The 24691-nt window shown below is 51.0% G+C and carries 29 protein-coding genes and 1 pseudogene; 28 read left to right on the plus strand and 2 right to left on the minus strand.

Going from position 1 to position 24691, the window contains the following annotated elements:
- Nucleotides 1–309: 309 nt before the first annotated feature.
- Nucleotides 310–1659 (plus strand): lysine-sensitive aspartokinase 3, encoded by a 1350-nt coding sequence (gene lysC / locus J4617_RS13000; RefSeq protein WP_000136394.1) that lies wholly within the window; start codon nucleotides 310–312, stop codon nucleotides 1657–1659.
- Between the two features lie 130 nt (nucleotides 1660–1789).
- On the opposite strand, the gene J4617_RS13005 is transcribed toward lysC, so the two are convergent.
- A complete protein-coding gene (locus J4617_RS13005; protein WP_000615248.1) occupies nucleotides 1790–2137 on the minus strand; it encodes a Mor transcription activator family protein in 348 nt (115 codons plus the stop codon).
- A gap of 576 nt (nucleotides 2138–2713) precedes the next feature.
- Between J4617_RS13005 and J4617_RS13010 the strand changes: the two genes are divergently transcribed.
- The 27 genes and pseudogenes from J4617_RS13010 to J4617_RS13140 all read left to right on the plus strand — a co-directional run bounded on the left by J4617_RS13010 (nucleotide 2714) and on the right by J4617_RS13140 (nucleotide 23811).
- Nucleotides 2714–3001 (plus strand): putative holin, encoded by a 288-nt coding sequence (locus J4617_RS13010; RefSeq protein WP_001226439.1) that lies wholly within the window; start codon nucleotides 2714–2716, stop codon nucleotides 2999–3001.
- A 2-nt stretch (nucleotides 3002–3003) separates the two neighbouring features.
- On the plus strand, nucleotides 3004–3609 hold the full coding sequence (locus J4617_RS13015; protein ID WP_017465893.1) for a lytic transglycosylase domain-containing protein: 606 nt from the start codon (nucleotides 3004–3006) through the stop codon (nucleotides 3607–3609).
- Nucleotides 3610–3621: 12 nt separating this feature from the next.
- A complete protein-coding gene (locus J4617_RS13020) occupies nucleotides 3622–3936 on the plus strand; it encodes a hypothetical protein (RefSeq protein ID WP_017465892.1) in 315 nt (104 codons plus the stop codon).
- A 160-nt stretch (nucleotides 3937–4096) separates the two neighbouring features.
- A complete protein-coding gene (locus J4617_RS13025) occupies nucleotides 4097–4552 on the plus strand; it encodes a Gp37 family protein (RefSeq protein ID WP_000449433.1) in 456 nt (151 codons plus the stop codon).
- Nucleotides 4549–4746, plus strand: a complete 198-nt coding sequence (locus J4617_RS13030) for a hypothetical protein (RefSeq protein WP_000875314.1) — start codon at nucleotides 4549–4551, stop codon at nucleotides 4744–4746. Before J4617_RS13025 ends, J4617_RS13030 begins: the two co-directional genes overlap by 4 nt.
- Nucleotides 4736–6163, plus strand: a complete 1428-nt coding sequence (locus J4617_RS13035) for a phage tail sheath family protein (protein ID WP_000729852.1) — start codon at nucleotides 4736–4738, stop codon at nucleotides 6161–6163. Before J4617_RS13030 ends, J4617_RS13035 begins: the two co-directional genes overlap by 11 nt.
- Entirely contained in the window at nucleotides 6163–6687 is a 525-nt protein-coding gene (locus tag J4617_RS13040) for a phage major tail tube protein (protein WP_000907494.1), read from the plus strand. Before J4617_RS13035 ends, J4617_RS13040 begins: the two co-directional genes overlap by 1 nt.
- A gap of 51 nt (nucleotides 6688–6738) precedes the next feature.
- A complete protein-coding gene (locus J4617_RS13045) occupies nucleotides 6739–7056 on the plus strand; it encodes a phage tail assembly protein (RefSeq protein ID WP_001003639.1) in 318 nt (105 codons plus the stop codon).
- Nucleotides 7016–7144: a GpE family phage tail protein gene (locus tag J4617_RS13050; protein WP_001185654.1), complete on the plus strand. Its 129-nt coding sequence runs from the start codon at nucleotides 7016–7018 to the stop codon at nucleotides 7142–7144. The genes J4617_RS13045 and J4617_RS13050 overlap by 41 nt, the downstream gene beginning before the upstream one ends.
- A gap of 96 nt (nucleotides 7145–7240) precedes the next feature.
- On the plus strand, nucleotides 7241–9595 hold the full coding sequence (locus J4617_RS13055; protein WP_001262486.1) for a phage tail tape measure protein: 2355 nt from the start codon (nucleotides 7241–7243) through the stop codon (nucleotides 9593–9595).
- Nucleotides 9595–10548, plus strand: a complete 954-nt coding sequence (locus J4617_RS13060; RefSeq protein ID WP_017465891.1) for a phage tail protein — start codon at nucleotides 9595–9597, stop codon at nucleotides 10546–10548. The genes J4617_RS13055 and J4617_RS13060 overlap by 1 nt, the downstream gene beginning before the upstream one ends.
- On the plus strand, nucleotides 10548–10757 hold the full coding sequence (locus J4617_RS13065; RefSeq protein ID WP_017465890.1) for a tail protein X: 210 nt from the start codon (nucleotides 10548–10550) through the stop codon (nucleotides 10755–10757). The genes J4617_RS13060 and J4617_RS13065 overlap by 1 nt, the downstream gene beginning before the upstream one ends.
- Nucleotides 10745–11788, plus strand: coding sequence for a phage late control D family protein (locus J4617_RS13070; protein ID WP_017465889.1), 1044 nt, complete (start codon nucleotides 10745–10747; stop codon nucleotides 11786–11788). The genes J4617_RS13065 and J4617_RS13070 overlap by 13 nt, the downstream gene beginning before the upstream one ends.
- A gap of 9 nt (nucleotides 11789–11797) precedes the next feature.
- Complete coding sequence (locus tag J4617_RS13075) at nucleotides 11798–12520, plus strand: phage baseplate assembly protein V (RefSeq protein ID WP_017465888.1); 723 nt, start codon at nucleotides 11798–11800, stop codon at nucleotides 12518–12520.
- A 327-nt stretch (nucleotides 12521–12847) separates the two neighbouring features.
- A complete protein-coding gene (locus J4617_RS13080) occupies nucleotides 12848–13210 on the plus strand; it encodes a GtrA family protein (RefSeq protein ID WP_000593184.1) in 363 nt (120 codons plus the stop codon).
- Nucleotides 13207–14136: a glycosyltransferase family 2 protein gene (locus tag J4617_RS13085; RefSeq protein ID WP_000703628.1), complete on the plus strand. Its 930-nt coding sequence runs from the start codon at nucleotides 13207–13209 to the stop codon at nucleotides 14134–14136. Before J4617_RS13080 ends, J4617_RS13085 begins: the two co-directional genes overlap by 4 nt.
- Entirely contained in the window at nucleotides 14136–15683 is a 1548-nt protein-coding gene (locus tag J4617_RS13090; RefSeq protein ID WP_001095011.1) for a DUF6056 family protein, read from the plus strand. Before J4617_RS13085 ends, J4617_RS13090 begins: the two co-directional genes overlap by 1 nt.
- A 163-nt stretch (nucleotides 15684–15846) precedes the next feature.
- Complete coding sequence (locus tag J4617_RS13095) at nucleotides 15847–16206, plus strand: GPW/gp25 family protein (protein WP_001093501.1); 360 nt, start codon at nucleotides 15847–15849, stop codon at nucleotides 16204–16206.
- Entirely contained in the window at nucleotides 16197–17312 is a 1116-nt protein-coding gene (locus J4617_RS13100) for a baseplate J/gp47 family protein (protein WP_208290696.1), read from the plus strand. The genes J4617_RS13095 and J4617_RS13100 overlap by 10 nt, the downstream gene beginning before the upstream one ends.
- Nucleotides 17305–17937 carry a phage tail protein I gene (locus J4617_RS13105; RefSeq protein ID WP_000359504.1) on the plus strand — a complete coding sequence of 211 codons (633 nt, stop codon included), beginning with the start codon at nucleotides 17305–17307 and terminating at the stop codon, nucleotides 17935–17937. The genes J4617_RS13100 and J4617_RS13105 overlap by 8 nt, the downstream gene beginning before the upstream one ends.
- Before the next feature lie 2 nt (nucleotides 17938–17939).
- The gene (locus J4617_RS13110) at nucleotides 17940–19709 is read left to right on the plus strand and encodes a tail fiber protein (protein WP_017465887.1); all 1770 of its coding nucleotides are present in this window, start codon (nucleotides 17940–17942) and stop codon (nucleotides 19707–19709) included.
- A 4-nt stretch (nucleotides 19710–19713) separates the two neighbouring features.
- Entirely contained in the window at nucleotides 19714–20319 is a 606-nt protein-coding gene (locus tag J4617_RS13115) for a DUF4376 domain-containing protein (protein WP_017465886.1), read from the plus strand.
- Nucleotides 20316–20771, plus strand: a complete 456-nt coding sequence (locus J4617_RS13120; RefSeq protein WP_017465885.1) for a hypothetical protein — start codon at nucleotides 20316–20318, stop codon at nucleotides 20769–20771. Before J4617_RS13115 ends, J4617_RS13120 begins: the two co-directional genes overlap by 4 nt.
- 252 nt (nucleotides 20772–21023) lie before the next feature.
- Nucleotides 21024–21313 (plus strand): annotated as a pseudogene (locus J4617_RS13125) (hypothetical protein).
- A 196-nt stretch (nucleotides 21314–21509) separates the two neighbouring features.
- On the plus strand, nucleotides 21510–22238 hold the full coding sequence (locus tag J4617_RS13130; RefSeq protein WP_022544687.1) for a hypothetical protein: 729 nt from the start codon (nucleotides 21510–21512) through the stop codon (nucleotides 22236–22238).
- 261 nt (nucleotides 22239–22499) lie between these two features.
- Entirely contained in the window at nucleotides 22500–23441 is a 942-nt protein-coding gene (panS, locus tag J4617_RS13135) for a ketopantoate/pantoate/pantothenate transporter PanS (RefSeq protein WP_000881647.1), read from the plus strand.
- Between the two features lie 97 nt (nucleotides 23442–23538).
- The gene (locus J4617_RS13140; RefSeq protein ID WP_001207628.1) at nucleotides 23539–23811 is read left to right on the plus strand and encodes a DUF3811 domain-containing protein; all 273 of its coding nucleotides are present in this window, start codon (nucleotides 23539–23541) and stop codon (nucleotides 23809–23811) included.
- Here J4617_RS13140 and rluF read toward each other — a convergent pair.
- On the minus strand, nucleotides 23808–24677 hold the full coding sequence (gene rluF / locus J4617_RS13145) for a 23S rRNA pseudouridine(2604) synthase RluF (protein WP_000954611.1): 870 nt from the start codon (nucleotides 24675–24677) through the stop codon (nucleotides 23808–23810). The two genes, J4617_RS13140 and rluF, sit on opposite strands and share 4 nt — an antisense overlap.
- Nucleotides 24678–24691 lie beyond the last annotated feature (14 nt).

Consider the following 24691-nt stretch of genomic DNA (forward strand, 5'->3'; position numbering starts at 1 on the left):
GATCGATTGTAACGCCAGTCACAGAAAAGTGTGATTGTTTTAGTGCCGTTGCCCCAGGCACTGTCGAATGAGGATAAAAAGTATATACCCTAAATAATTCGAGGTGCAGAAAGGCGGCAAATGGGTATCGGGGTTATAAGCGCTGTTACTGAGCCTAAACTCAGCATAAAAAATCCGCATAATCCCAACGTTGACAGTCCAGGCCACAACTTTTATTTATAAATACGTTACTTGCATTTGCGCCTGCACCGGTTTCTGTTCTGCCCTTGTGCCATGGTCGCGTTTTTCATTTCCTGACACGAGGTTGATATGACAGAGATCGTTGTTTCCAAATTTGGCGGTACCAGCGTCGCTGATTTTGACGCCATGAACCGTAGCGCGGATATCGTACTTTCCGACGCCAATGTTCGTTTAGTCGTGCTTTCCGCGTCTGCCGGCATCACTAATCTGCTGGTGGCGCTGGCCGAAGGGATGGAGCCTGGCGAACGTTTCGCTACGCTCGACGCCATCCGTAAAATCCAGTTCGATATCCTTGATCGTCTGCGTCATCCGAATGTCATTCGCGAAGAGATTGAACGCCTGCTGGAAAACATCACTATTCTGGCGGAGGCGGCATCGCTGGCGACATCGGCAGCCCTGACCGATGAACTGGTCAGCCACGGCGAGCTGATGTCTACCCTGCTATTTGTTGAGATCCTGCGTGAACGCGACGTACAGGCCCACTGGTTCGACGTGCGCAAAGTGATGCGTACCAGCGATCGCTTTGGCCGTGCGGAACCGGACGTCGCAGCGCTTGCGGAACTGGCCGCGCAGCAGTTGCTCCCGCGCCTGAGCGAAACGTTGGTCATTACTCAGGGTTTTATCGGCAGTGAAAGCAAAGGCCGCACCACGACATTAGGCCGCGGCGGCAGCGACTATACGGCAGCGTTGCTGGCTGAAGCGCTCCATGCCGCGCGGGTTGATATCTGGACAGATGTGCCCGGTATTTACACCACCGACCCGCGCGTGGTGCCCGTCGCGCAGCGAATTGATGAAATCGACTTTGAAGAAGCGGCGGAGATGGCAACCTTCGGCGCAAAAGTACTGCATCCAGCCACCTTACTCCCGGCCGTGCGCAGCGATATCCCGGTCTTCGTTGGCTCCAGTAAAGATCCGCAAGCGGGCGGTACGCTGGTGTGCAATAAAACCCAAAACCCGCCGCTGTTCCGCGCGCTGGCGCTGCGCCGCAATCAAACGCTATTGACGCTGCACAGCCTGAATATGCTGCACTCACGAGGTTTCCTGGCAGAGGTGTTCGGCATTCTGGCGCGGCATAATATTTCGGTAGATCTGATTACCACTTCGGAGGTGAGCGTCGCGCTGACGCTGGATACTACCGGCTCCACCTCCACGGGCGATACGTTACTGACCCAATCCTTATTGATGGAGCTTTCCGCGCTGTGTCGGGTAGAAGTCGAAGAAGGACTGGCGCTGGTCGCGCTGATTGGCAACAACCTGTCAAAAGCCTGCGGTGTTGGTAAAGAAGTGTTTGGCGTCCTGGAACCGTTCAACATTCGCATGATTTGTTACGGCGCCTCCAGCCACAATCTGTGCTTCCTCGTGCCGGGAGACGATGCCGAGAAAGTGGTGCAAAAGCTACATCAGAACTTATTTGAATAATCGCCCTGACACGACAGCGGGTGAGCGCTATCAGGCAATACGCTGCCGGATGGCGACGCAAACGCCTTATCCGGCCTGTCGCTGCTCCCGGCGTATAGCGCTTGTCGCTATACGCCATACCCGATATCGCTTACAGCATACGCCGCTGGTGCTGTTTTTCCGTGTGGACCCGCTTAACGATTTTATAGATCCACTGCAGTGTTAAATTGTACTTTTTGGCCAGCTCCGCATAATTACGCCCATCGCACTCGCTGTAAATCTGATAATCCCGTTCCGAAGCCCGACCAGAGATACCTTTGGGAAAATAAATGCTTTGCCCGCCCCAGTTGCGCATCATTCTGTCAGCAATTGCCTGACCGGCATTTTCGGCTGACGCGCTATCAATATTCATGCTTTCAATAAGTACCTGCGACGCATGAAACGCCAGATCGTTAATAATCTCCGGAAGCCGAACCATTTCTTTTGATTTCTGAATCATATTTTATCTCCATATCCAGCACCATGCTCCCCGTGACGGCACCAAAAAGGGAAGCGTAAAAAACGGTGCAATAACTACCTATCAATATATTCAAAATATATATAAATATTTACTATCAACGACATTTAATTATAAATTAAAAGAATGTATATATCGCTTTCAATTTATAATATGTATTTATTTTATAGGTGAAGTAAGCCTTCACTGATGTCATCATTTTACACAATACTGTATGTATATACAGTTAATTTTTTGCATTTTTTTCTGCGTTCGATCAAAAAGATCGCTTTCCTCACGATCGCGTGAATTTTTAAACTGACTTTAAAAATCAATAAGATAATTTTAATCAAAGATTATTATGACGCAGCAATACCGCCATCGTAGCCTGTCACAGACACATACTGACTCTCCGCAGGCAACCTCTACCCACTGCCTCGAAGGCTTTATTTATTCGTTTATTTGTTGGCATTTGACACCATGCGCTAAACATTTTTTAAAGTTATTTATTAAAGCCCTTTTCGTTCTTCCACTATGGGGAAAAGCGATACTTCTCTCTCAATTATCAGGAGATAGAGTATGCGAAAAATTATTGTTCCCCGACTTTCCGGCTGGCTGATTGCCTCTGTCGTACTGTTTGCGCTTATCGGCTGGACATCATCAGCGCAAATTCCGGTCGTCATCTATAAACTCAGCCTGGTTTCGTTATCAGCGGTGCTGGGTTACTGGCTCGACCGTAGTCTTTTCCCCTGGGCACGTCCCGACTCCTTTTGCCCCTGGGAAGAATCGCTGTGCTGCGCCGCGGCGATGATTCGTCGCGCGATCATCGTTGCGGCAATTTGCCTTGCCGTCGCGCTGGGGCTGTAACGATGCGTTATCAATACGTATGCCTGGTCTGCGCTATGACTTTCTTGTCTGCCGACGCTGCCGAACCGCCGCGCGCTTCTCTGCCGTGGCGCAACGAGTTAATTCGCACCGCGCGCGAAATCTGGGGGCTTAACGCCCCTGTCGCGGATTTCGCCGGGCAATTGCACCAGGAATCTGGCTGGGCTCCTGACGCCCGGTCCCCGGCGGGCGCGCAGGGCATGGCGCAATTTATGCCTGCAACGGCAAAATGGGTAAGCCAGTTGTACCCGGAACTCCGTGAAAACAAGCCGTTTAATCCCTCCTGGGCGATCCGCGCGCTGGTGCAGTATGACCATCAGCTCTGGAAAAGCCTGCCTGCAAAAGATAACTGCCAGCGAATGGCGTTTACCCTGAGCGCCTATAACGGCGGGCAAGGCTGGGTTAACAGAGATAAAAAGCTGGCCGCCGCAAAGGGGTTGGATGCGTCCATCTGGTTTGAACATGTAGAACGCGTTAACGCCGGGCGCAGCGCCGCAAACTGGCGCGAAAATCGTCATTATCCTGAAGCGATTTTATATCAACACGCTTCCCGTTATTTGCAATGGGGGCAGGCCAGTTGTCTTTATTAATCAGAGGGGTCAATGAAGCTCAGCATCGACTTTTGGGAAGTTATCTCCCTGTTGCTTTCTTTTGTTGGATTAATGTTTGCCGCCGGTAAATTACTGTTGGCGCAAATTGAAAAACGGCTAAATGAACGTTTTGAAGCGCTGGAGGTAGCGCGACGAGAATCAGAAGCGGGCTGGTCCAGGCTGGAGAGGGAATTTCTTGAATTTCGCGCCGATCTGCCGCTGCATTATGTCCGCAGAGACGACTATCTGCGCGGCCAGGCCGTCCTGGAGGCAAAACTGGATGCGCTATATAGCAAAATAGAACTGATCCAACGAGGTAATCTTTAAATAAATCCCCGCCGTTTATACGCCGGGGATCTTTTATTTTCTTTTAACTTTTTTCTCTAAAGCAGATTAAAAGACGCCTGATGCCTGATACATCAAAATACGTCTGAACGATAACGAAGAGAGAATATTATCTCTCCCGGTAAATCAAGGAAAACCGTATATGGAAACATTATCTGTTATACATACCGTGGCGAATAGACTACGTGAATTAAACCCTGATATGGATATACATATTTCATCAACCGATGCGAAAGTATATATCCCAACAGGACAGCAGGTAACGGTATTAATTCACTACTGCGGTTCGGTTTTTGCCGAACCAGAAAATACGGATGCCACGGTACAAAAACAACTAATCCGGATTTCCGCCACCGTTATTGTTCCGCAAATAAGTGACGCGATAAACGCGCTGGATCGTCTACGTCGCTCGTTGGGGGGCATTGAACTTCCCGACTGTGATCGTCCGCTCTGGCTGGAAAGCGAAAAATATATCGGCGACGCCGCAAACTTCTGCCGTTACGCCCTGGATATGACCGCCAGCACCCTGTTTATCGCGGAACAGGAAAGCAAGGACTCCCCCCTGCTGACAATCGTTAATTATGAGGAAATTCAATGAAATATATCTACAGTGGCCCGGCAAGCGGCGTCACGCTCGCCGACGGTCAGGAAGTCTTACTGTGGCCCAATAGCGAAATCTCGCTGCCGGAAGATAACGAGTGGGTAATCACCATGATTGCCCGCCGTCACCTGGTGCCAGTGGTTACGCAAGAAGTAGAAACTAATGAAGAGGAAATTGTCCATGGCAGCTAATTACCTGCACGGTGTAGAGACCATTGAGATCGAAACCGGCCCACGTCCGGTTAAGGCGGTTAAATCTGCGGTTATTGGTCTGATCGGCACCGCGCCATGCGGCCCGGTTAACCAGCCGACGCTGTGCCTTTCTGAAAGCGACGCGGCACAGTTTGGCCCAGGTCTGGCAAATTTCACCATCCCGCAGGCGCTGAAGGCGATCTACGATCACGGCGCAGGGACGGTCGTGGTGATTAACGTGCTGAATCCGGCGGTACACAAAAGTACCATTCCCAGTGAAACCGTGAAGGTTGATGACAACGGTCAGATTCAACTCAAGCACGGGGCCGTGCAAACGATGAACATTGGCCGCAGCACGAACGCCGGAAACGCTTATATCAAAGGCACCGATTACACCATTGATATGCTGACCGGTAAAATCACCTGCATGGGGACCAACCTGAAACCCGGCGTTCAGGCCTATGTAAATTATACTTACGCGGACCCCACCAAAGTGACTGCCGCCGATATTGTTGGCGCGGTAAACACGGCGGGTGACCGTACCGGCATGAAGCTGTTACAGGACACCTGGAACCAGTTTGGTTTTTACGCGAAGATCCTGATTGCGCCGGTCTTTTGTACGCAAAACTCGGTCGCCGTTAAGCTTATCGCTCAGGCAGAAGCGCTGGGAGCCATTACCTACATTGATGCGCCCATCGGCACGACTTTCCAGCAGGTTCTGGCAGGGCGCGGTCCGCAGGGGGCGATTAACTTCAATACCAGTTCCGATCGCGCGCGTCTGTGCTATCCGCACGTTAAAGTGTACGACAGCGCGACGAACAGCGAAGTCCTGGAGCCGCTCTCCTCTCGCGCCGCTGGCCTGCGTGCCAAAGTGGATCTGGAAAAAGGCTTCTGGTGGAGCAACTCCAATCAGGAAATTCAGGGCATTACCGGCGTAGAGCGCTCGCTGTCAGCGATGATCGACGATCCGCAAACCGAAGTGAATCAACTGAATGAAAACGGCATCACCACCATCTTCAACAGCTATGGCTCCGGTTTGCGCCTGTGGGGCAACCGTACCGCCGCCTGGCCGACGGTTACTCATATGCGTAACTTTGAGAACGTGCGCCGTACTGGTGATGTGATTAACGAATCGATTCGCTATTTTAGCCAGCAATACATGGATATGCCGATTAATCAGGCGCTGATCGACGCGCTAACCGAATCGGTGAACACCTGGGGCCGCAAGCTGATTGCCGACGGCGCGTTGTTGGGCTTTGAATGCTGGTACGACCCGGCGCGTAACGAACAGACTGAACTGGCAGCCGGGCATCTGTTGCTGAGCTACAAATTCACCCCGCCGCCGCCGCTGGAACGTCTGACGTTTGAAACCGAAATTACCTCTGAATATTTAGTTTCTCTGGAGAGCAATCGCTAATGGCTGGAAAAATTCAAATTAACCGTATTACCAACGCCAATATTTATCTTGATGGTAATAATCTTTTAGGTCGCGCGAGTGAAATTAAACTGCCTGATATCAGCATGATTATGCAGGAGCATAAAGCGCTGGGGATGGTCGGTAAAATTGAACTGCCTGCCGGTTTTGACAAACTGGAAGGTGAAATTAAATGGAACTCGTTTTACCACGACGTCATGCGTAAAACGGCAAATCCGTGGCAGGCGGTGGCATTGCAGTGCCGCTCCAGCATCGATTGTTATAACTCGCAGGGTAAAGCGGATCAGTTAGCGCTGGTGACGCATATGACCGTAATGTTTAAAAAGAACCCGCTGGGAACGTTTAAACAGAATGAAAACCCGGAATTTAGCAGCGCCTTCGGCTGCACTTATATTAAACAGGTGGTTGACGGTGAAACGCTTCTTGAACTGGATTATCTGGCGAATATTTTCCGCGTAAATGGCGCGGATCAATTAAATGCCTACCGCAATAATATTGGCGGTTAATTACTTCGGGGCTACGGCCCCGAATTTAACACGACGAATAAGGACTACACCATGAACGAAAAATATACCCTGCAATTTCCGTTTACCTCCGCCGCCGGGGAACGTATCGACGTTCTGCAATTACGTCGCCTGAAGGTAAAAGATATGCGCGCCGCGCGACGCGCCAGCGATAAACCGGAAGAGTGGGATGAGCCGCTGATGGCGGCTATGACCGGGCTGGTAACCGAAGATCTGGCGGAAATGGATCTGCTGGACTATCAGGCATTGCAGAAACGATTTCAGGCCATGCTTAGCATGGCTACAGAACCCACAGCAACTGTGGCAGGCAATGGCGCTGCTGGCGAGGTGGTTTCGTTTTCCGCCCAGTGAAATTGACGCGCTGTCGGTTGACGATTTTACCTGCTGGCTGGACGAAGCCAGCGCGCAAATTAAACACGAATACGACTCGCAGGCTTAATGCCTGCGGGTTTCCTGACCCAAGCCCGGTTCACTCCTTCCCTGTCCTTTTTCCGGCAAGCAGCCTGTTACCGGGCAACTTATACGAGACACTATTTTGGCCAACGACATTATTACTCAGCTTCAAGCGCGTAATGAGACGTTGACGCAGGCAATAGCCCGTTACGGCTCACTCAACGCCAGCACGCTGCACACGCTCAGCTTTGAGCAAACAAAAATCACCCGGCTTACGCAACAGCTCGCTAACTCTGCCCTTCGCCGGGAAGAGAACGATAAACAGCGCGCCGGGTTGCTGGAAAAAACACAAACGTTCGCCGGACAGCTCGGCAAGCTCCTGAACGTTGAGACTCCCGACTGGAAGCTGCCTTACGAATTTCAGGGCAACATGGTCGATATGGCGGCGAAAGGCGGCATGGATAACACCGCGCGGGACGCCCTGAGCCTGAATATCCGCGACTGGAGCCTTGATTTCAATCAGGATCAAAAAGATCTGCAAAGCGCCGCCGCCACGATGATTGAAGGCGGCGTCAGCGCATTGCAGGATCTTAGCCGCTACATGCCCGATATCGCCAAAGCCGCAACCGCCTCCCGTGACAGCGCGCAAAGCTGGGCGCAGGCGGCTCTGGCCACTCGCGACAAACTGAACATCGCCCCTGACGACTTCCGTTTTGCGCAAAATATGCTGTACAGCGTGGCAAAAAGCGGCGGCGGCTCCGTTGCAGAACAAACCCAGTGGATTAACGCCTTTGCCGGAAAAACCGGCGCTCAGGGGAAAGAAGGCATTGCGGAACTGACCGCAACGATGCAAGTCGCCATGAAAAACGCCCCTGACGCAGGCGCGGCGGCAGCAAATTTCGACCATTTCCTGAAATCTACCTTCTCAAAAGAGACGGACAGTTGGTTTGCCCGCCAGGGCGTGGATCTTCAGGGATCGCTGCTGGAACATCAGCAAAATGGGATCGGCGTGACGGAAGCGATGGCCCACATCGTGCAGATGCAACTGGAGAAAATGAACCCGCAGATCCTCGACACCTTCAGGCAAACCATGAAGATTGAGGATCTTTCCGCGCGCGGCGACGCGCTACAGGCCATGACGGAGAAATTTAACCTCGGCGCGATGTTCGGCGATGCGCAAACGCGGGATTTTCTCGCCCCGATGCTGGCGAATATGGTCGAATATCGCCAGCTAAAAGCCTCCGCAATGCAGGCGGCGGGGCAACATTTTATCGATGATGACTTCGCCGTGAAAATGACATCGCCCGGAGAACAGACCAAAGCGTTACAACTTTCACTTAACGATCTGTGGCTGACCGTCGGTATGGAGCTGATGCCCGCCATTGGCGAACTGGCGCAAAGCATCACGCCGCTGGTACGGCAGTTCAGCGCCTGGCTGCGGGAAAATCCGGCGCTGGTGCAAGGGGTCGCTAAAGTCGTTGGCGTTATCTGGCTGTTCAACGGGGCGCTGAATATTCTCAGGCTGGGAGCAAACCTCATTGCGTCACCGTTTATTCGCCTGATCGATATCTTCCTGAAGGTCAAAGCCGGTCTGGCGCTGGGCGGCGGCAGTCGCGCGCTGTCGGTTCTGAAATCGTTTGGCAACGGTGCGAAAGGCCTGACGGTGCTGCTGGGAAACGGCCTGATAAAAGGGCTACGGCTGGTCGGCCAGGCGTTTATCTGGCTGGGTCGGGCGCTGCTGATGAACCCTGTCGGCCTGACTATCACCGCTATCGCAGGCGCCGCCTATTTACTTTATCGCTACTGGGAACCGATTTCCGGTTTCTTTGCCGGAGTCTGGGAGCGTATCAAAACCGCCTTTGACGGAGGCATTGCAGGCGTCACGCGTCTGATTCTCGACTGGTCGCCGCTGGGGCTGTTTTACCGCGCCTTCGCCAGCGTACTGGACTGGTTTGGCATTGAACTCCCCGCCAGCTTTAGCGAATTTGGCGGCAATATTCTGGATAGCCTGATCAACGGCATTCTGAATGCGCTTCCTTTCCTGAACGGGGCGATTGAGAAGATAAAAGCGCTGATCCCCGACTGGGCGAAAAGCGCGCTGGGCATCAGCACTGAAATGCCGTCTGTCGCCGCCGCCGTCCCCGGTATTGCCGGAACAATGGTCGCGCAACAGGCCAGCGCGCCGCTGGCATCGGGAGCGAAAGCGGTGACAACCTCGGCCAAAACGATGGCCTCGCCGCAGCCTATGAAGACGAAAAGCGCCGCCACGCCGCCGACGCCAGCCGCGCTTCCCGGCAAATCCGGCGGGAAACCTTATACGCTGCCCTCCCGCGCGCAAAGCAACGTGCAGGTACACTTTTCCCCGCAGGTTACCGTGCAGGGAAGCGGCGCGAATGCCGCCAAAGATATCAACAACGTGCTGTCGCTGAGTAAACGCGAGCTGGAGAGAATGATTAACGATGTCATGGCGCAACAACGGCGCCGGGAGTACGCATAATGTATGCCGTATTAGGCGAAATAGAATTTGACGTCGTCGCTTACTGGGACGAATTTGAAAGCACGATGGGCGTGGATTATACCAGCCATGCCCGTATTGAAGGGAAACCGGGCGTGCAATTTATCGGCGATAAGCTGGACAAAATCACCCTGAAATTCAACTTTCATAGTCAGTATTGCCAGCCGACCACCGAGCTGAACCGTCTGCGAGAAGCGATGACCGCGCACCAGGCGATGGCGCTGGTGTTCGGCAACGGCGATTATCGCGGCTGGTTCGTGATTACCGATCTGACCGCTACCCACCAACACACCGATCCTTACGGTAACGTCATTGCCCAGGGCGGCAGTTTGTCGCTACAGGAGTACACCGGCGATCCGAAGAGCCCGCTGCTGCCTCCGGCCATCACCACCCAGGAACCGAACATTGACGAGATGTTGGATGAGCTTCCCGACGTTAGCGATTCCTGGTTCGATGAACTGATGAGCGCCGTTGAAGAGGGTATGCGTGAAGCCAAAGAGATGATGGATGAGGTGGCCGACGCCATTGATGACATCAAAAAAACGATCGCCCAGGCGAAAGAACTGGTGAAGGAAGCCAAAGCGCTGAAAGAAAAATGCGGCGATATCGTCGATTCGCTGAAAAAAACCATTAGCGCGATAGACGCGCTGTTCCAGCAGCCGCTGGATTTGCAAACGCTGGCCGGGCTGCCGAAAGCGCTGGCGGCGAAAATGCAGGAACTGATCGACAGCCTGCCGGGGATCCGCGAATGCGCGGGCGATGCCGGCACGCTTATCGAACACGCCGAATCGCTGTTTGACGCTATCACCAGCAGCGTCGCGGAAGCGACTTACGACAGCGCCGCGACGCTGGTCAATCAGGCGCGCGGCACGCTGCAAACAAGCGCCCCTGACGTGAGCCAGCTTGCCGCCGCCGATATTACGAGGAGTCTGTAATGCGCTACCTTGAACATGTCACCACCGACGGCGAACGCTGGGATAATCTCGCCTGGCGCTATTACGGCGATGCGCTGGCCTACGAACGCATCATCGCGGCCAATCCGCACGTCGCTATTATGCCGGTTTTGCCGTCAGGCGTGCGGCTGATCATCCCGGTTATCAGCGTCACGCAAACGACCCCGAAGCTACCGCCATGGCTGAGATAACGGTATCCGGCGGGGTGTTCGCCACCCTGACGCCCATTTTTACCCTTTGGTACGGACATAAAGAGATCACTTACGACATTGCGCCTTATGTCACCAGCATCAGTTACAGCGACAGCATTAAAAACGAGTCGGATGTTATTGCCATTGCGCTGGAAGATAGCGCCGGGCGCTGGGTAAACGAATGGTATCCGGGAAAAGGCGACACGCTGGCGCTGCGCCTGGGCTACCAGGGCGAAGATCTGCTCGATTGCGGAATCTATATCATTGATAAAATTGATATCAGCGCACCGCCTTCGACGGTCAATATCGACGGTATCGCCACCTCGGTCAGCAAAGCGCTACGCACCAAAAACAGCCAGGGCTTTGAGGAGACGACGCTTTCCGCCATCGCCAGTCGCATCGCGCAAAAACACGGTTTAACGCTGGCGGGCAAGATTGCGCCGCTGACGATTGATCGGGTTACGCAATATGCCGAAACCGATGTGGCGTTTCTCAAACGGCTGGCGAGTGAATATGGCTATACCGTGAAAGTGACGGCGACGGAGCTGATCTTTTCGCATCTGCCGACGCTGCGCTGTCTGGCGCCGGTGAAGACGCTCAGGCGGACGGATATTTCGCACTACACGTTCAAAGATACCATCAACCGGATCTACAAAAACGCCACCGTGCAGCATCAAAATAGCAAGCAAAAAGAACTGGTTATCTACACTCATGACAGCCAGGAAAAAGCCCCGGCGCGCGGTTCGGCGACCAGCGCCGATACCCTGAAGATTAACAGTCGCGCTCCGGATACCGGCGCGGCGCAGGCTAAAGCCAATGCCGCGCTGGACAGCCACAACGAATACCAGCAAACCGGCACGCTCAGCATGATGGGCTGCCCGCAGCTGACGGCGGGCAACAAAATTGAACTGAGCGATTTTGGCGTGCTTTCCGGGCAGTGGCTGATTGATAAATCCATGCACAAACTCACGCGCAGCGGCGGCTACACTACCGAAATCGACATTTCACGCGGACCGGCAACCAGCCAGTAAGGAGACAATATGAAAGGCGTTACCCGCCAGACGGGCATTATCAGCGATATTGATGAGGCGGTCGTGCGCGTCAGAGTCACTCTGCCGGAGTGCGATAACCTGCGCAGTAACTGGCTTGCGGTGCTGCAACGCAACACGCAGGACAACAAAGATTACTGGTTGCCGGATATTGGCGAACAGGTGGAGGTTTTGCTCGACGACAACGGCGAGGATGGGGTGGTGCTGGGCGCGGTCTACTCCAGCGTGGATACCGCGCCGCTGGCCTCGCGCGACAAGCGCTACGTGCAGTTTTCCGACGGCGCGGCCTTTGAATATGACCGTGCGTTACACCAGCTCACCGTCAACGGCGGCATAGAAAAAATCGTCATTGAAGTGAAGGAACGTACGCAGCTTACTTCACCGCAAGTAGAGGTCAGGGCGCAGCACGTCACGGTGATATCAGAAACCGTAGACGTGGCGGCCACCTCCGTGGGCGTCAAGGCGGTAGATGTCAACGTGGAAGCGTCCCATACGGGCATTAAAGCGCTGAATGTCACCGTCGATGCGCCGCTCAGCACCTTTACCGGCGACGTTACCGTGATGAAAAAACTCACCTGGCTTGGCGGTATGGCAGGCAGCGGCGGTATTGGAAACAGCGCGGTGATTACCGGCAACGTGAATGTCCTCGGCAACGTTAACGCCAGCGGCACGCTGATGGACAACGGCGGCAACTCTAACCACCACTCCCACTAACCTGCAAATTGCTGCTGGATGGTGGCTTCGCCTTATCCAGCCTGCAAAAGGTGCATAAACACAGGCCCGGTAAGCGCAAAAGCGCCACCGGGCAAATTGCTGGAGGATATTTATTTTCAGCGCAACGTGATTAGTCCCTTTTCGCGCGCTATTTCCGATGAAAATGTAATCACTTTGCGCTGCAAATATTGCATATATGTATATTGGAAAACTAACGCTATTTTTTACTTTAACTTCGCCCTGTTTACATAAAATCTGCTGTTCAGGAATGATCCTCTCAGTTTTGTCTGGTAGACTTCGCTGAATTACAACTTCTTGATTGCTATAATGATAAAATTATTTATAAAGTACGTTTCGATAGGCGTACTTAATACTGCTTTGCACTGGGCTATCTTTGCCCTTTGCGTCTATGGATTTCAAACAAGTCAGGCTTTGGCAAACGTAACGGGCTTTGCTGTCGCTGTCAGTTTTAGTTTTTTCGCTAACGCCCGGTTTACCTTTGGAGCCAGCGTATCAACCGGACGTTATTTGCTGTACGTCGGTTTTATGGGCGTGCTGAGCGCCGTCGTGGGATGGACAGGCGACAAGTGTGCTATGCCTCCCATTTTTACGCTCATTGTATTTTCCGCAATTAGCCTTATTTGCGGATTTTTATATTCCAGATTCATTGTTTTCAGGAATGAGAAATGAAAATTTCATTAGTGGTTCCCGTCTTTAATGAAGAGGACGCGATCCCTATTTTCTATAAAACGGTCAGAGAATACAGTTCACTTAAACCTTATGACGTTGAGATTATCTTCGTTAATGATGGGAGTCACGATGCGACTGAATCAATCATCAGCGCATTAGCTGTTGCCGATCCTCTTGTTGTTCCGATCTCATTTACCCGCAATTTTGGTAAAGAACCTGCACTTTTTGCCGGATTAGATCACGCGACCGGAGATGTGGTGATCCCTATCGATGTTGATTTACAAGATCCCATCGAAGTAATCCCACATTTGATCAATAAATGGCAGGCTGGTGCAGAAATGGTGCTGGCTAAGCGTATCGATCGTTCAACGGATGGCCACCTGAAGCGTAAAAGCGCTGAGTGGTTCTACAGGCTGCATAACAAAATCAGTACGCCAAAGATTGAAGAGAATGTCGGTGATTTTCGATTGATGTCGCGCGAGATTGTAGAAAATATCAAGCTATTACCAGAACGTAACCTTTTCATGAAAGGTATACTTTCATGGGTTGGAGGTCAAACAGATGTTGTCGAATATGCCCGTGCTGAACGTGTCGCAGGTAACTCAAAATTTAATGGCTGGAAACTCTGGAACCTGGCGCTGGAGGGGATTACAAGTTTTTCTACTTTCCCTTTGCGTATCTGGACGTATATAGGAGTGAGCGTTTCTGCCCTCTCCCTGATATATGCCATGTGGATGATCATTGATAAATTGATGTGGGGAAACCCTGTTCCCGGTTATCCTTCGCTTATGACCGCGATTCTCTTCTTAGGCGGCATCCAGCTTATCGGCATAGGCATCATGGGTGAATATATCGGACGCGTTTACACGGAGGTGAAGCAAAGACCCCGCTATATCGTGAAAAACAAAAAAACAATGATGGAATAATGAACACTATGCTCAAGATATTACCGAAAACGGCGATGATACTACTGGCTTTTTTGGCCATTTTTCTTATTGAATGGTATACCCCCATTCACTCTGATGATTACCGCTATTACCTTTTAGGAATTTCGCCGGAATCACATTTTCATCATTATATGACATGGAGTGGCAGGATTATAGCTGATTACACCAGCGCACTCATCCTGTATACACGTTCTCAACTCGTGTATTCCATCAGCGCTGCCGTTTCGACACTGGTATTTTGTTATTTCATTGTGAAGACACCCTCAGGTACATTACGCTGGAATAAATCCGACTACTTATTATTCCCACTAATATTCTTCACTTACTGGATTTCGAACCCGAATTTGGGTCAAACCACTTTCTGGATCGTTGGTGCTGCGAATTATTTGTGGACGAATCTGTTCGTTGTTGCATGGCTGTTCTTCTTTTACACCATAACAATAAAAAACAGTAAAGCGATCAGCCCGTGGGTTGCATTACTAAGCTTTATGGCAGGCTGTTCCAATGAAAGCGTCTCACCTTTCGTCTCGCTTATTTCTGTTCTGGCCATTGCATACGAGTTATGGCAAAACAAATCTGTTTCGCGCAATAAGATAGTTTATAGTCTCTGTGCAATCGCAGGTTCATGCGTATTGATACTTTCTCCGGGCAATTTCATCCGCGCCAGCGGCAAAGAATTCTGGTATGGAAGGCCGATTTTTGAACGTATTTTCATTCACTTAACAGAACGCGTTCATAACCATCTGGCGCTGATCTGGATAGCTTATGTTGTTTTGTTATTGCTGGTCTTACTGGTCATATTCAATAAGCAGATTCGCGCCAAAATTGATAAAACGTCCCTTATCTGCGCTGCGTTAGTCGTATGTATAGGTATTGGCACTTCCTTAATCATGTTCGCGTCGCCGTCCTACCCCGATCGGGTTATGAACGGTACGTTTATGTTTTTCCTTTTAGCTATCTCCTTCATCGCTTACGCCCTGTTGAAAAGCGGCGTTAAGGCTGGAGTCGTCGGCGTAACTGCCGTGACTGTTCTCTGTGGTATCGTATTCCTTTGGTCCTATTCATTGATGCTTAACGGTTATAAAAAAACGGCCGGACAGGAAATCGTAAGACAAAAAATCATTACTAAAGAAATAGCGGCAGGTAAACAGAAGTTTATCATCCCTGACTATTATTTCGTCAAGTTGCAAAATAGCGGTGGTCATTTTGGTTTATTCCATGATCCTGCTGTTTACGGCGAGTATTATCATGTACAAGCTATTTTCAAAAAGAAAGTCAATTTTGATTATTCTGTAATCGCTAATGGAGCGAAGCACAGCCTTTCCAATGAAACGACGGCTTATAGCAACACCCGCGGGGATTTCGCTATTATCAGCCGGGAGCAGCTAACGGGTTCGATCACACTCTCGGTTAATGGACGGCAGAAAACGATTCCAGTTGAGAAAATGAAGCACGCAGAAATCAATGATGAATTCTGGTACTACGCTTCTGTAGACAAAGGTGAAATTACAGCAATTTCATTTTAACTTTACGTAAAACGCGATCTTCGCCATTTAACAAAATGTGCATCAACACAGGCCCGGTAAGCGCAGAAGCGCCACCGGGCAAAACACATTCTGACCCCGCCATCAATTATTTCCTTAAAGCGCTTTAATATCTCTCCCCCCGCCGGAAGGCGAAAATAGCCTCATGAACACGAAAACACGACCCTCGACCCTGCACTGGCAACCTGCCTTGCAACGTCCTGAAGAATACGTCTGCGGGCTGGATGATATTCATCAGGCAATACACATCATTCTGCGCACGCCGCGCGGCAGCGATCCCCACAGGCCGCTTTTTGGCAGCAATCTGTGGCGCTACATCGATTACCCGATCGAGCGGGCCATTCCGCACGTTGTTCGCGAATCGGTGGAAGCGATTCGCATGTGGGAACCCCGCTGCCGGTTGCTGAAGGTGACGCCGACGATTGATGGCGAACACCTGACGTTACGCGTGCAATGGCGCGCCGCAGACGGCGTAATCAACTCAACGGAGGTGTTATGGCGATAGCCGAACCCGACTTTATTGACCGCGATCCCGCGCAAATCACCAGCGAGATGATTGCGCAATATGAAGAAGCCAGCGGTAAAAAACTCTATCCGGCGCAGGCTGAGCGGCTGCTCATTGACCTGTTTGCTTATCGTGAAAACCTTGTCCGCATCGCCATCCAGGAGGCAGCGAAGCAAAACCTGGTCGCGTATTCCCGTGCGCCGATGCTGGATTATTTAGGCGAGCTGGTTGGCGTTCACCGTCTGCCCGCTCAGGCGGCAAAAACCACGCTGCAGTTTTCTGTTACTCAAGCGGCTAAAAGTAACCTGGTGATTCCACAGGGTACCCGCGCCAGCGCGTCGGATAGCGTGATGTTCGCCACCGACGAAGATGTTCTGTTGCCTGCGGGCAGCCTGAGCGTTGCGGTAACTGCAACCTGTGTAGCAACCGGTGAATCCGGCAATAACTGGCAACCTGCGCAAATCAGCGCGCTGGTGGATCGGGTGGGCAATTACGATCTCAGCGTCACCAATCTGACGGCCTCAAGTGGCGGCTGCGGCGAAGAGAACGACGACGCGCTACGTAAACGCATCCAGCTAGCGCCGGAAAGTTTCAGCAACGCGGGCAGCTATGGCGCCTATCGCTTCCATACGCTCTCGGTCAGCCAGTCGATTATCGACGTGGCGGTGCTGGGGCCGGATGAAGGGCTGGCGGAAGGCTGCGTGGAACTCTATCCGCTGACCCTGAACGGTCTGCCGGGGCCAGAGCTTCTTGCCCAGATCGAACGGGAGGTGAGCAAAGAGAAAAAGCGCCCGCTAACCGATAAGGTGAGCGCTAAATGTTCTCCGCGCGTACCTTATCAGATCCGCGCCCGGTTGACGCTGTTTACCACCGCCGATCAGGAGACGACGCTTGCCGCCGCGCGTGAAGCGATTAATACATGGACGCGCTCGCGCCAGACCCGGCTGGGTCAGGACATTGTGCCAAACCAGATAATTAAAGTATTACAGGTTGACGACGTTTACGACGTGGCGCTGGATATGCCTGCGAAAAAGGTACTACAGGCGCACGAATGGGCGGAATGCACGGCCATTGACGTGACGATTGCCGGAGTCAGCGATGGATAAACTGCTTCTGCCGCCGCCGCTGGCCAGCGACGAACGTTTCTCAATTCTGGCGAATATTGCCGCCGAACGCTTTGCGCAAATCGACCTGACGGCGTTGCTGGTCTATCTGGTGGATATCGTTGATGCCTCGGCACTGCCCTCGTTGGCCGGACAGTTTCATGTTCAGGGGCTGGAGGGCTGGCTATTTGCCGCCAATGAACAGGAGAAACGAGAGTTAATTAAACAGGCGATTGAACTGCATAAATATAAAGGAACTCCCTGGGCCGTTCGCCGTGTACTGGAAATATTATCCTTACCCGGCACGATTTCCGAATGGTTTGAGTATGGCGGTAAAGCTTATTTCTTCAAGGTTGAAATTAAGCTAATCAATCAGGGCATGGATGAAAATCTGTTTAATAACCTGGTCGATCTTATTCATGAGTATAAGAACGTGCGCTCAAAGCTGGAAGCGTTAATTGTCTGGATAATTAACCAAAGCGCTATTCCTGTTATCGGCAGCGCGCTTTACGGTGGAGAAATAACGACCGTCTTACCCTTCCAGGTTCTGGAAGTTCAACAAACTAAACCGATCTATTTCGGTACAGGGCAATGGAGCCTTGAAATTACATCTATTTACCCGGAGTAATTATGTATAATGAGTTTTATACCCTCCTGACCGACTGGGGAATGGCGAAAATCGCCAGTGCCCTTGCGGATAAGAAACAGATACATCTGCAAAAGATGGCGGTTGGCGACGGCGGCGGACAATATTATGAACCGACCGCCAGCCAGACCAATTTACGTCACGAAGTCTGGCGCGGCGAGATGAATACGCTGACCGTTGCGCCGAATAACCCTAACTGGCTGATTGCCGAGTTGGTGCTGCCGGAGGATGTTGGCGGCTGGTACGTACGTGAAGTGGGCGTATTCGACGACGAGGGCGAGCTGATCGCCATCGGCAAATTCCCTGAGTCGTACAAACCGCTGCTGCCGGGCGGCTGTGGCAAGCAGGTTTGTATCCGCCTGATTATGGAAGTCTCCAACACCACGGCGGTGACGCTGACGGTCGATCCGAGCATCGTGCTGGCGACGCGCGACTATGTGGATACCCGGCTGGACGAGCATGAACATTCGACAAATCACCCGGATGCGACATTAACGCAGAAAGGCTTTACACAGCTCAGTAACGCCACTGACAGCGATGACGAAACCAAAGCGGCTACGCCAAAGGCGGTGAAAGCGGCGATGGCAGAAGCGCGTAATCACACGCATACCTGGAACCAGATCACTGGCGTTCCGGACGGTACGCTGACGCAAAAAGGAATTGTTCAGCTTAGTAGTGCGACGGACAGCACCAGCACAACGGAAGCGGCAACGCCGAGTGCAGTCAAGGCGGCGATGGATAAGGCGAATGCGGCAGCTCCGGCGAACCATACTCACGTCTGGAACCAGATTACCGGCGTCCCGGACGGCACGCTGACGCAAAAAGGGATCGTGAAACTTAACAGCGCGACGGACAGCACCAGCACCACAGAAGCGGCAACGCCCAGTGCGGTAAAGGCGGCGATGGATAAGGCGAGTGCGGCGGCCCCGGCCAGCCATACTCACGCCTGGGGGCAGATCACCGGCACCCCGGACGGTACGCTAACGCAAAAAGGGATCGTGAAGCTTAATAACGCCACCGACAGCACCAGTACGACGGAGGCGGCGACGCCGAGCGCGGTGAAAGCGGCGATGGATAAGGCGAATGCGGCACTGAATCTGGCAAATACGGCAGCTTCAAACGGGCCTCGATACCAGTTTTTTACAGCTAATGGGACTTTTACTGTGCCTGATGGGGTAACACAGGTTTTTGTTGAAATGCTGGGAGGAGGAGGTGGTGGTGGTGGTGGCGGATGCTCCCCTGCTCCCGATAAGACTAATACCTTTTCAGCTGGTAGGGGAGGTGATCATGGAGAGTTAAAAATTGCCATTATAGGTGTGACATCTAAAAAAACTTATACGGTTTCTGTTGGGGCTGGAGGTTCAGGTGGAGGCGGCGGTTTTGTACCTTCATATGAAGATAGAACATCTATTGGTCCTAATGGACAAGGCCATACGCTATTTAAAGGAGATGCAGGTGAACCAGGGCTTGATGGAGGCGACTCATCTTTTATTAATATCTCTGCTAAAGGCGGATTAGGTAGCAGCGGCAAAATAGCGGAATTTACATCTACCGAATCATATCCAGGAGGGGTTGGTGTGGGTTCGGCCTTTGGCACAGGCGGCAGTGCGGCTGCATTTGCAAACGGAGGAAATGCCGATGGCTATGGAGCTGGTGGTGGTGGTGGTGCGTCATTGAACCAAAATACGCGCTCCGCGATATCTGGATATTCTGGTGGGCGCGGCTCTGATGGTTTTGTAAAAATTTCATGGTGAAAATATGACTAAATATGTGTACTACCATCCTTCGACTTTTGAAGTTATCGACTGGATTGACGATACCTCGCTAAATGTTGTATTACCAGAATCCATAAAACCAGTAAATGATGAACAATGGAAATTAAGAGGAAAACCATGCTGGATTTGTTTAGCACCATTTTCATTTATCACTACACCACCGCCAGGTGAATTTTATCAACTGGTAGGTGATAAATGGATATACAACCCGACAGCTTTCAATGATGCGCTGGTAAATAAAAAAGAAAATGTAGTTCTAAGTATAAAAGCTCACCGCGACACCGTTACCGCCGATTATATCGTTATCGACGGCAACCATTTCCACAGCGATGCTAACAGCCGTATTCAGCAAATGTCACTCACCAGAATGGGTCAGGCAAAGCAGATTCCGGCAGGGTTAATGTGGCAGACCAAAAATAACGGTTTGATTGAACTGACCAACGACATCGCCGCGCAGTTTGAAACCGTCACTATGGATCACGACATGCGCCTGTTTGCCAACGCGCAGCGGCATATTGCGGCGGTAGAAGCGCTGGGGGATATCGAGGCTGTGCTCGACTACGACTATTCATCAGGCTGGCAGCCATGAGTCAAACCACCGTCTGGCTCGCTTGCTATAAGGGGCGATCGGAGTATCGCGGCATCGCCAGGTTTGTCGACTGGCTCACGCGCAAAGTCACGCGCGGTATCTACTCTCACTGTGAACTGGCGGTGGCGCACGGCGGTAATGAATACCTCTGCTACTCCGCATCGTTTCGCGATCGCGGCGTGCGGGGAAAGATAATACCGTTACCGGACGATAAGTGGGATAAGCTACCGTTAAAGGCCACGTTGCCGGAAGTGGAGGCCTTTTTCCGCAAACACAACGGCAAACGCTATGACTGGCAGGGCGCGCTCGGTATCGCGCTGTATAACCGGGAGCGCAAAGATAAACTGTTTTGCAGCGAGTTTTGCGCTGAATTTCTCGGACTAAACGATAGCTGGCGCTACTCCCCCAGCCACCTTTATGCCTTAGTTAGTAGCTGGCAATACGATTGTTGAATCTCTCGCCGGGTATAAAGCCCGGCGGTGTTGAATTAAATTAATACCCTTTATTATTTATTTTTTAGCATCAAATGTTCAGTTTGTATAGCAAATGAAGTATTATAAAAAGCCATCTTATAGTATTTTTACCAATTGATACGTGAACCTCCTACGATAATAACATTTATTTAACAAGCTAGATTTCTTCATTGGAGGAAGAAAAAATCAAACTCTTACATTACTTATTATTTTCCATATCTAAAAAAGGAAATGGATTACGGGAATACTGGCGACATGAGATTATTCGCAGTAATGAATTTTTATTATATCGATTACTTATGCAGGCCAATAACAATCGCCGTCGTAATTTTTTATTTTGGTGGCGTCTGGCAAATGAGATGTATATCTATGGTTCAAAAAAACAGAAAAAAACTGGATTATAGATTAATCGCAAGCTAAATTCCAAATTTGGAATTGATATAGAGCCGGGAGCAGTAAAAAGGGGAAATAAGATCACTCCCATCCCAACTCTTATTTTATATCTCCCCATGGAAATATAAAAGACAAAACAATCACTAAACCATTTATCAACTTACATTACATATATTAATAACATTATAAACAAATTAATTACATTCACATCTTGAATGTAATTAAACTTCAATAACCATATGAACACTAATTTTGTTGCAATATAAAGCACATTAAATATAGTGGAACACGGCTAAAAACACCTAATATTCACAGGGGAATATAATGATTATTGTTTCTGTGCTCAGACAAAGCAAAGACTTCACCACAAAACATGCTCAATGGTTACATAAGCAGCTCAAAGGTTATGATTCTGTTTGTTTAACAGATGCGCTAAAGATAAAAGGAGTAAATACAGCGCCTCTTTTGTATGATTGGCCAGGATGGTGGGCAAAACTAGAACTTTTCAATCCACTGCATCCTGTTCTTGGTAATGAGGATATTCTCTATATTGATATAGATAGCGTTATTGTGGGAGATATTACTCCTCTGACAACTGTGAAAAAAATAACATTACTTAATGACTTTTCTCAGCATGGTGCTTCAGTTGCGCCAGCAACAGGTATTATGTTTATTCCTGCACCCGCAAAAAAAAATGTGTGGGATGAATTTATGAAAAATCCTGAAAAGGAAATCAATGCCATAAGAACCCCACCCTATCATGGCGATCAAGGATTTATCGGCAGAATATGTCAAGATGCTGAAAGATGGCAAAACATCTTACCCGGAAGAATTATTAGTTACAAAGCTAATATAGCAACACCAAAAATGATTGGTTTTAACCCTGAACTATACGATGGGACAGGTAATGGAAAATTACCTGACGGAGCAAGCATAGTCTGTTTTCATGGTTCCCCTCGCCCCTGGAACACAGCATTGCCCTGGGTGCCTTATTTTAGTTTAAAAAACACAATCCAAAGCAAAGTGAAACAATATAAGTTATCACTGCGTTAAAGCTTCCTTCTCTTCAATGCCGGCGCTTTTCTTTACGCCACCAGAACCTCTATATATTTCTAATACGGTAGCGTAAGCGCCATCGGGCGATGCGTTGCCGGATGGCGACGCAGGCGCGTCATCCGGCCTGCCACGTGCCCACACTGGATCATGAGCGTAATTTGTTTGAATAATCTTCCTTCACGCGATAAACAATAACTATGGTCTGGCTCGATCCTGACCCGTTGATAACAAACACAACATACTTGCAAGGAAAACAACATGCTCGCCGTCATTACCCGGCTGTTCCCGTTATGGGCGCTGCTGCTCTCTCTCATTGCGTATTACACACCATCCACCTTTACTCCTGTTGGGCCGTGGGTCGCGACACTACTGATGTTGATTATGTTCGGTATGGGGGTCCATCTTAACGTTGACGACTTTAAACGCGTGCTCTCCCGACCAGCCCCTGTCGCCGCAGGGATATTCCTGCACTATCTGGTAATGCCGCTCGCGGCATGGCTGCTGGCGTTGCTGTTTAAGATGCCGCCAGATCTGTCCGCCGGGATGGTACTGGTCGGCAGCGTAGCCAGCGGCACCGCCTCTAACGTAATGATCTATCTGGCGAAGGGAGACGTCGCGCTCTCAGTCACCATTTCATCGGTCTCCACGCTGGTCGGCGTGGTCGCCACACCACTACTCACGCGCCTGTACGTCGATGCCCATATTCAAGTCGACGTGATGGGTATGCTGCTGAGCATTCTACAGATTGTGGTCATTCCAATCACGCTGGGGCTGGTGATTCACCATCTGTTTCCGCGCGTAGTGAAAGTGGTAAAACCTTATCTGCCAGCATTCTCGATGGTGTGCATTTTGGCAATCATCAGCGCGGTGGTCGCGGGTTCAGCTTCACATATCGCCTCCGTCGGCTTTATGGTGATCATCGCGGTGATCCTGCATAACACCCTTGGCCTGCTTGGCGGCTACTGGGGTGGACGTCTGTTCGGTTTTGATGAGTCAACCTGTCGAACGCTGGCGATCGAAGTCGGGATGCAGAACTCTGGTCTTGCTGCTGCATTGGGTAAAATCTACTTTGGCCCGCTCGCAGCGCTGCCTGGCGCGCTGTTCTCAGTGTGGCACAACCTTTCAGGGTCACTACTGGCTGGTTACTGGTCCGGGAAACCGATTGTTGAAAAATCGGGCGAAACGGCAAAGGTAAATTAAAATATTGCCGGGTGGCGCAAGCTTACCCGGCTTACACGCTATCCGCCCGTTGCGTATTGCCGTAGACTAAATGCATCGGCTAACTGAGGGCACCCGTATGGCACTCCCCCGCATTACCCAAAAAGAGATGACCGAGCGCGAACAGCGCGAACTGAAAACGTTGCTGGACCGCGCCCGTATTGCACACGGTCGTCCGCTGACCAATTCTGAGACCAACAGCGTAAAAAAGGAGTACATCGATAAGCTGATGGCGCTGCGTGAGGCTGAAGCGAAAAAAGCCCGCCAGTTGAAGAAGAAGCAGGCGTATAAACCCGATACGGAAGCGTCATTCTCCTGGTCGGCGAATACGCCGACGCGCGGCAGACGTTAACGTCCTTTCTTCTTTCGTCCCGGCGAGGTAAAGCGCTTACCGCTTGATGTCGGGCGCGCTTTCTCATTGCTTTTTTCGATCGCAACGACCGGTCGCTTAATACCCGTGGTCTTCGGCTTCGCTTTGGCCTTTGGTTTGGCTTCGGAAGAGGAACGCTCAATCAACTTAAACAGATCGATCAGCTCATCGTCCGTCAGGTCGCGCCACTCGCCCAGCGGAATCCCGCTCAGGCTGACGTTCATAATGCGCGTACGCTCCAGTTTCGTCACTTCATAACCAAAGTATTCACACATACGACGGATCTGACGGTTTAATCCCTGCACCAGGGTGATGCGAAAGACAAACGGCGCCTCTTTTTTCACCTTACATTTTTTGGTGACGGTACCCAGAATCGGCACGCCAGCGCCCATACCACGAATAAACTCGTCGGTAATCGGTTTATCCACCGTCACCAGATACTCTTTTTCGTGATCGTTACCGGCACGCAGAATCTTATTGACCAGATCGCCGTGGTTAGTCAGAAATATCAGCCCCTGCGAGTCTTTATCCAGACGGCCAATCGGGAAGATACGTTTGCTGTGGTTCACAAAATCGACAATATTGTCGCGTTCGCCGTCTTCAGTGGTACTGACAATGCCAACCGGTTTATTCAGCGCAATCAGCACTAAATCATCCGCTTCTCGCGGCTCAATCAACCGACCATTTACTTTAACAATATCCCCTGCGACTACCTGATCGCCAATGGCGGCGCGTTTGCCGTTGATAAAAACATTGCCCTGTTCGATAAAACGGTCCGCCTCGCGACGCGAACAGATGCCGCTTTCACTGATATATTTATTAAGCCGGGTAGATGTGTCGGTCAGCATATTTACTCTCTGAG

Origin of the sequence: Salmonella sp. 32010601201800023SM, assembly GCF_017572235.1 — a bacterium.
GTDB lineage: Bacteria > Pseudomonadota > Gammaproteobacteria > Enterobacterales > Enterobacteriaceae > Salmonella > Salmonella enterica.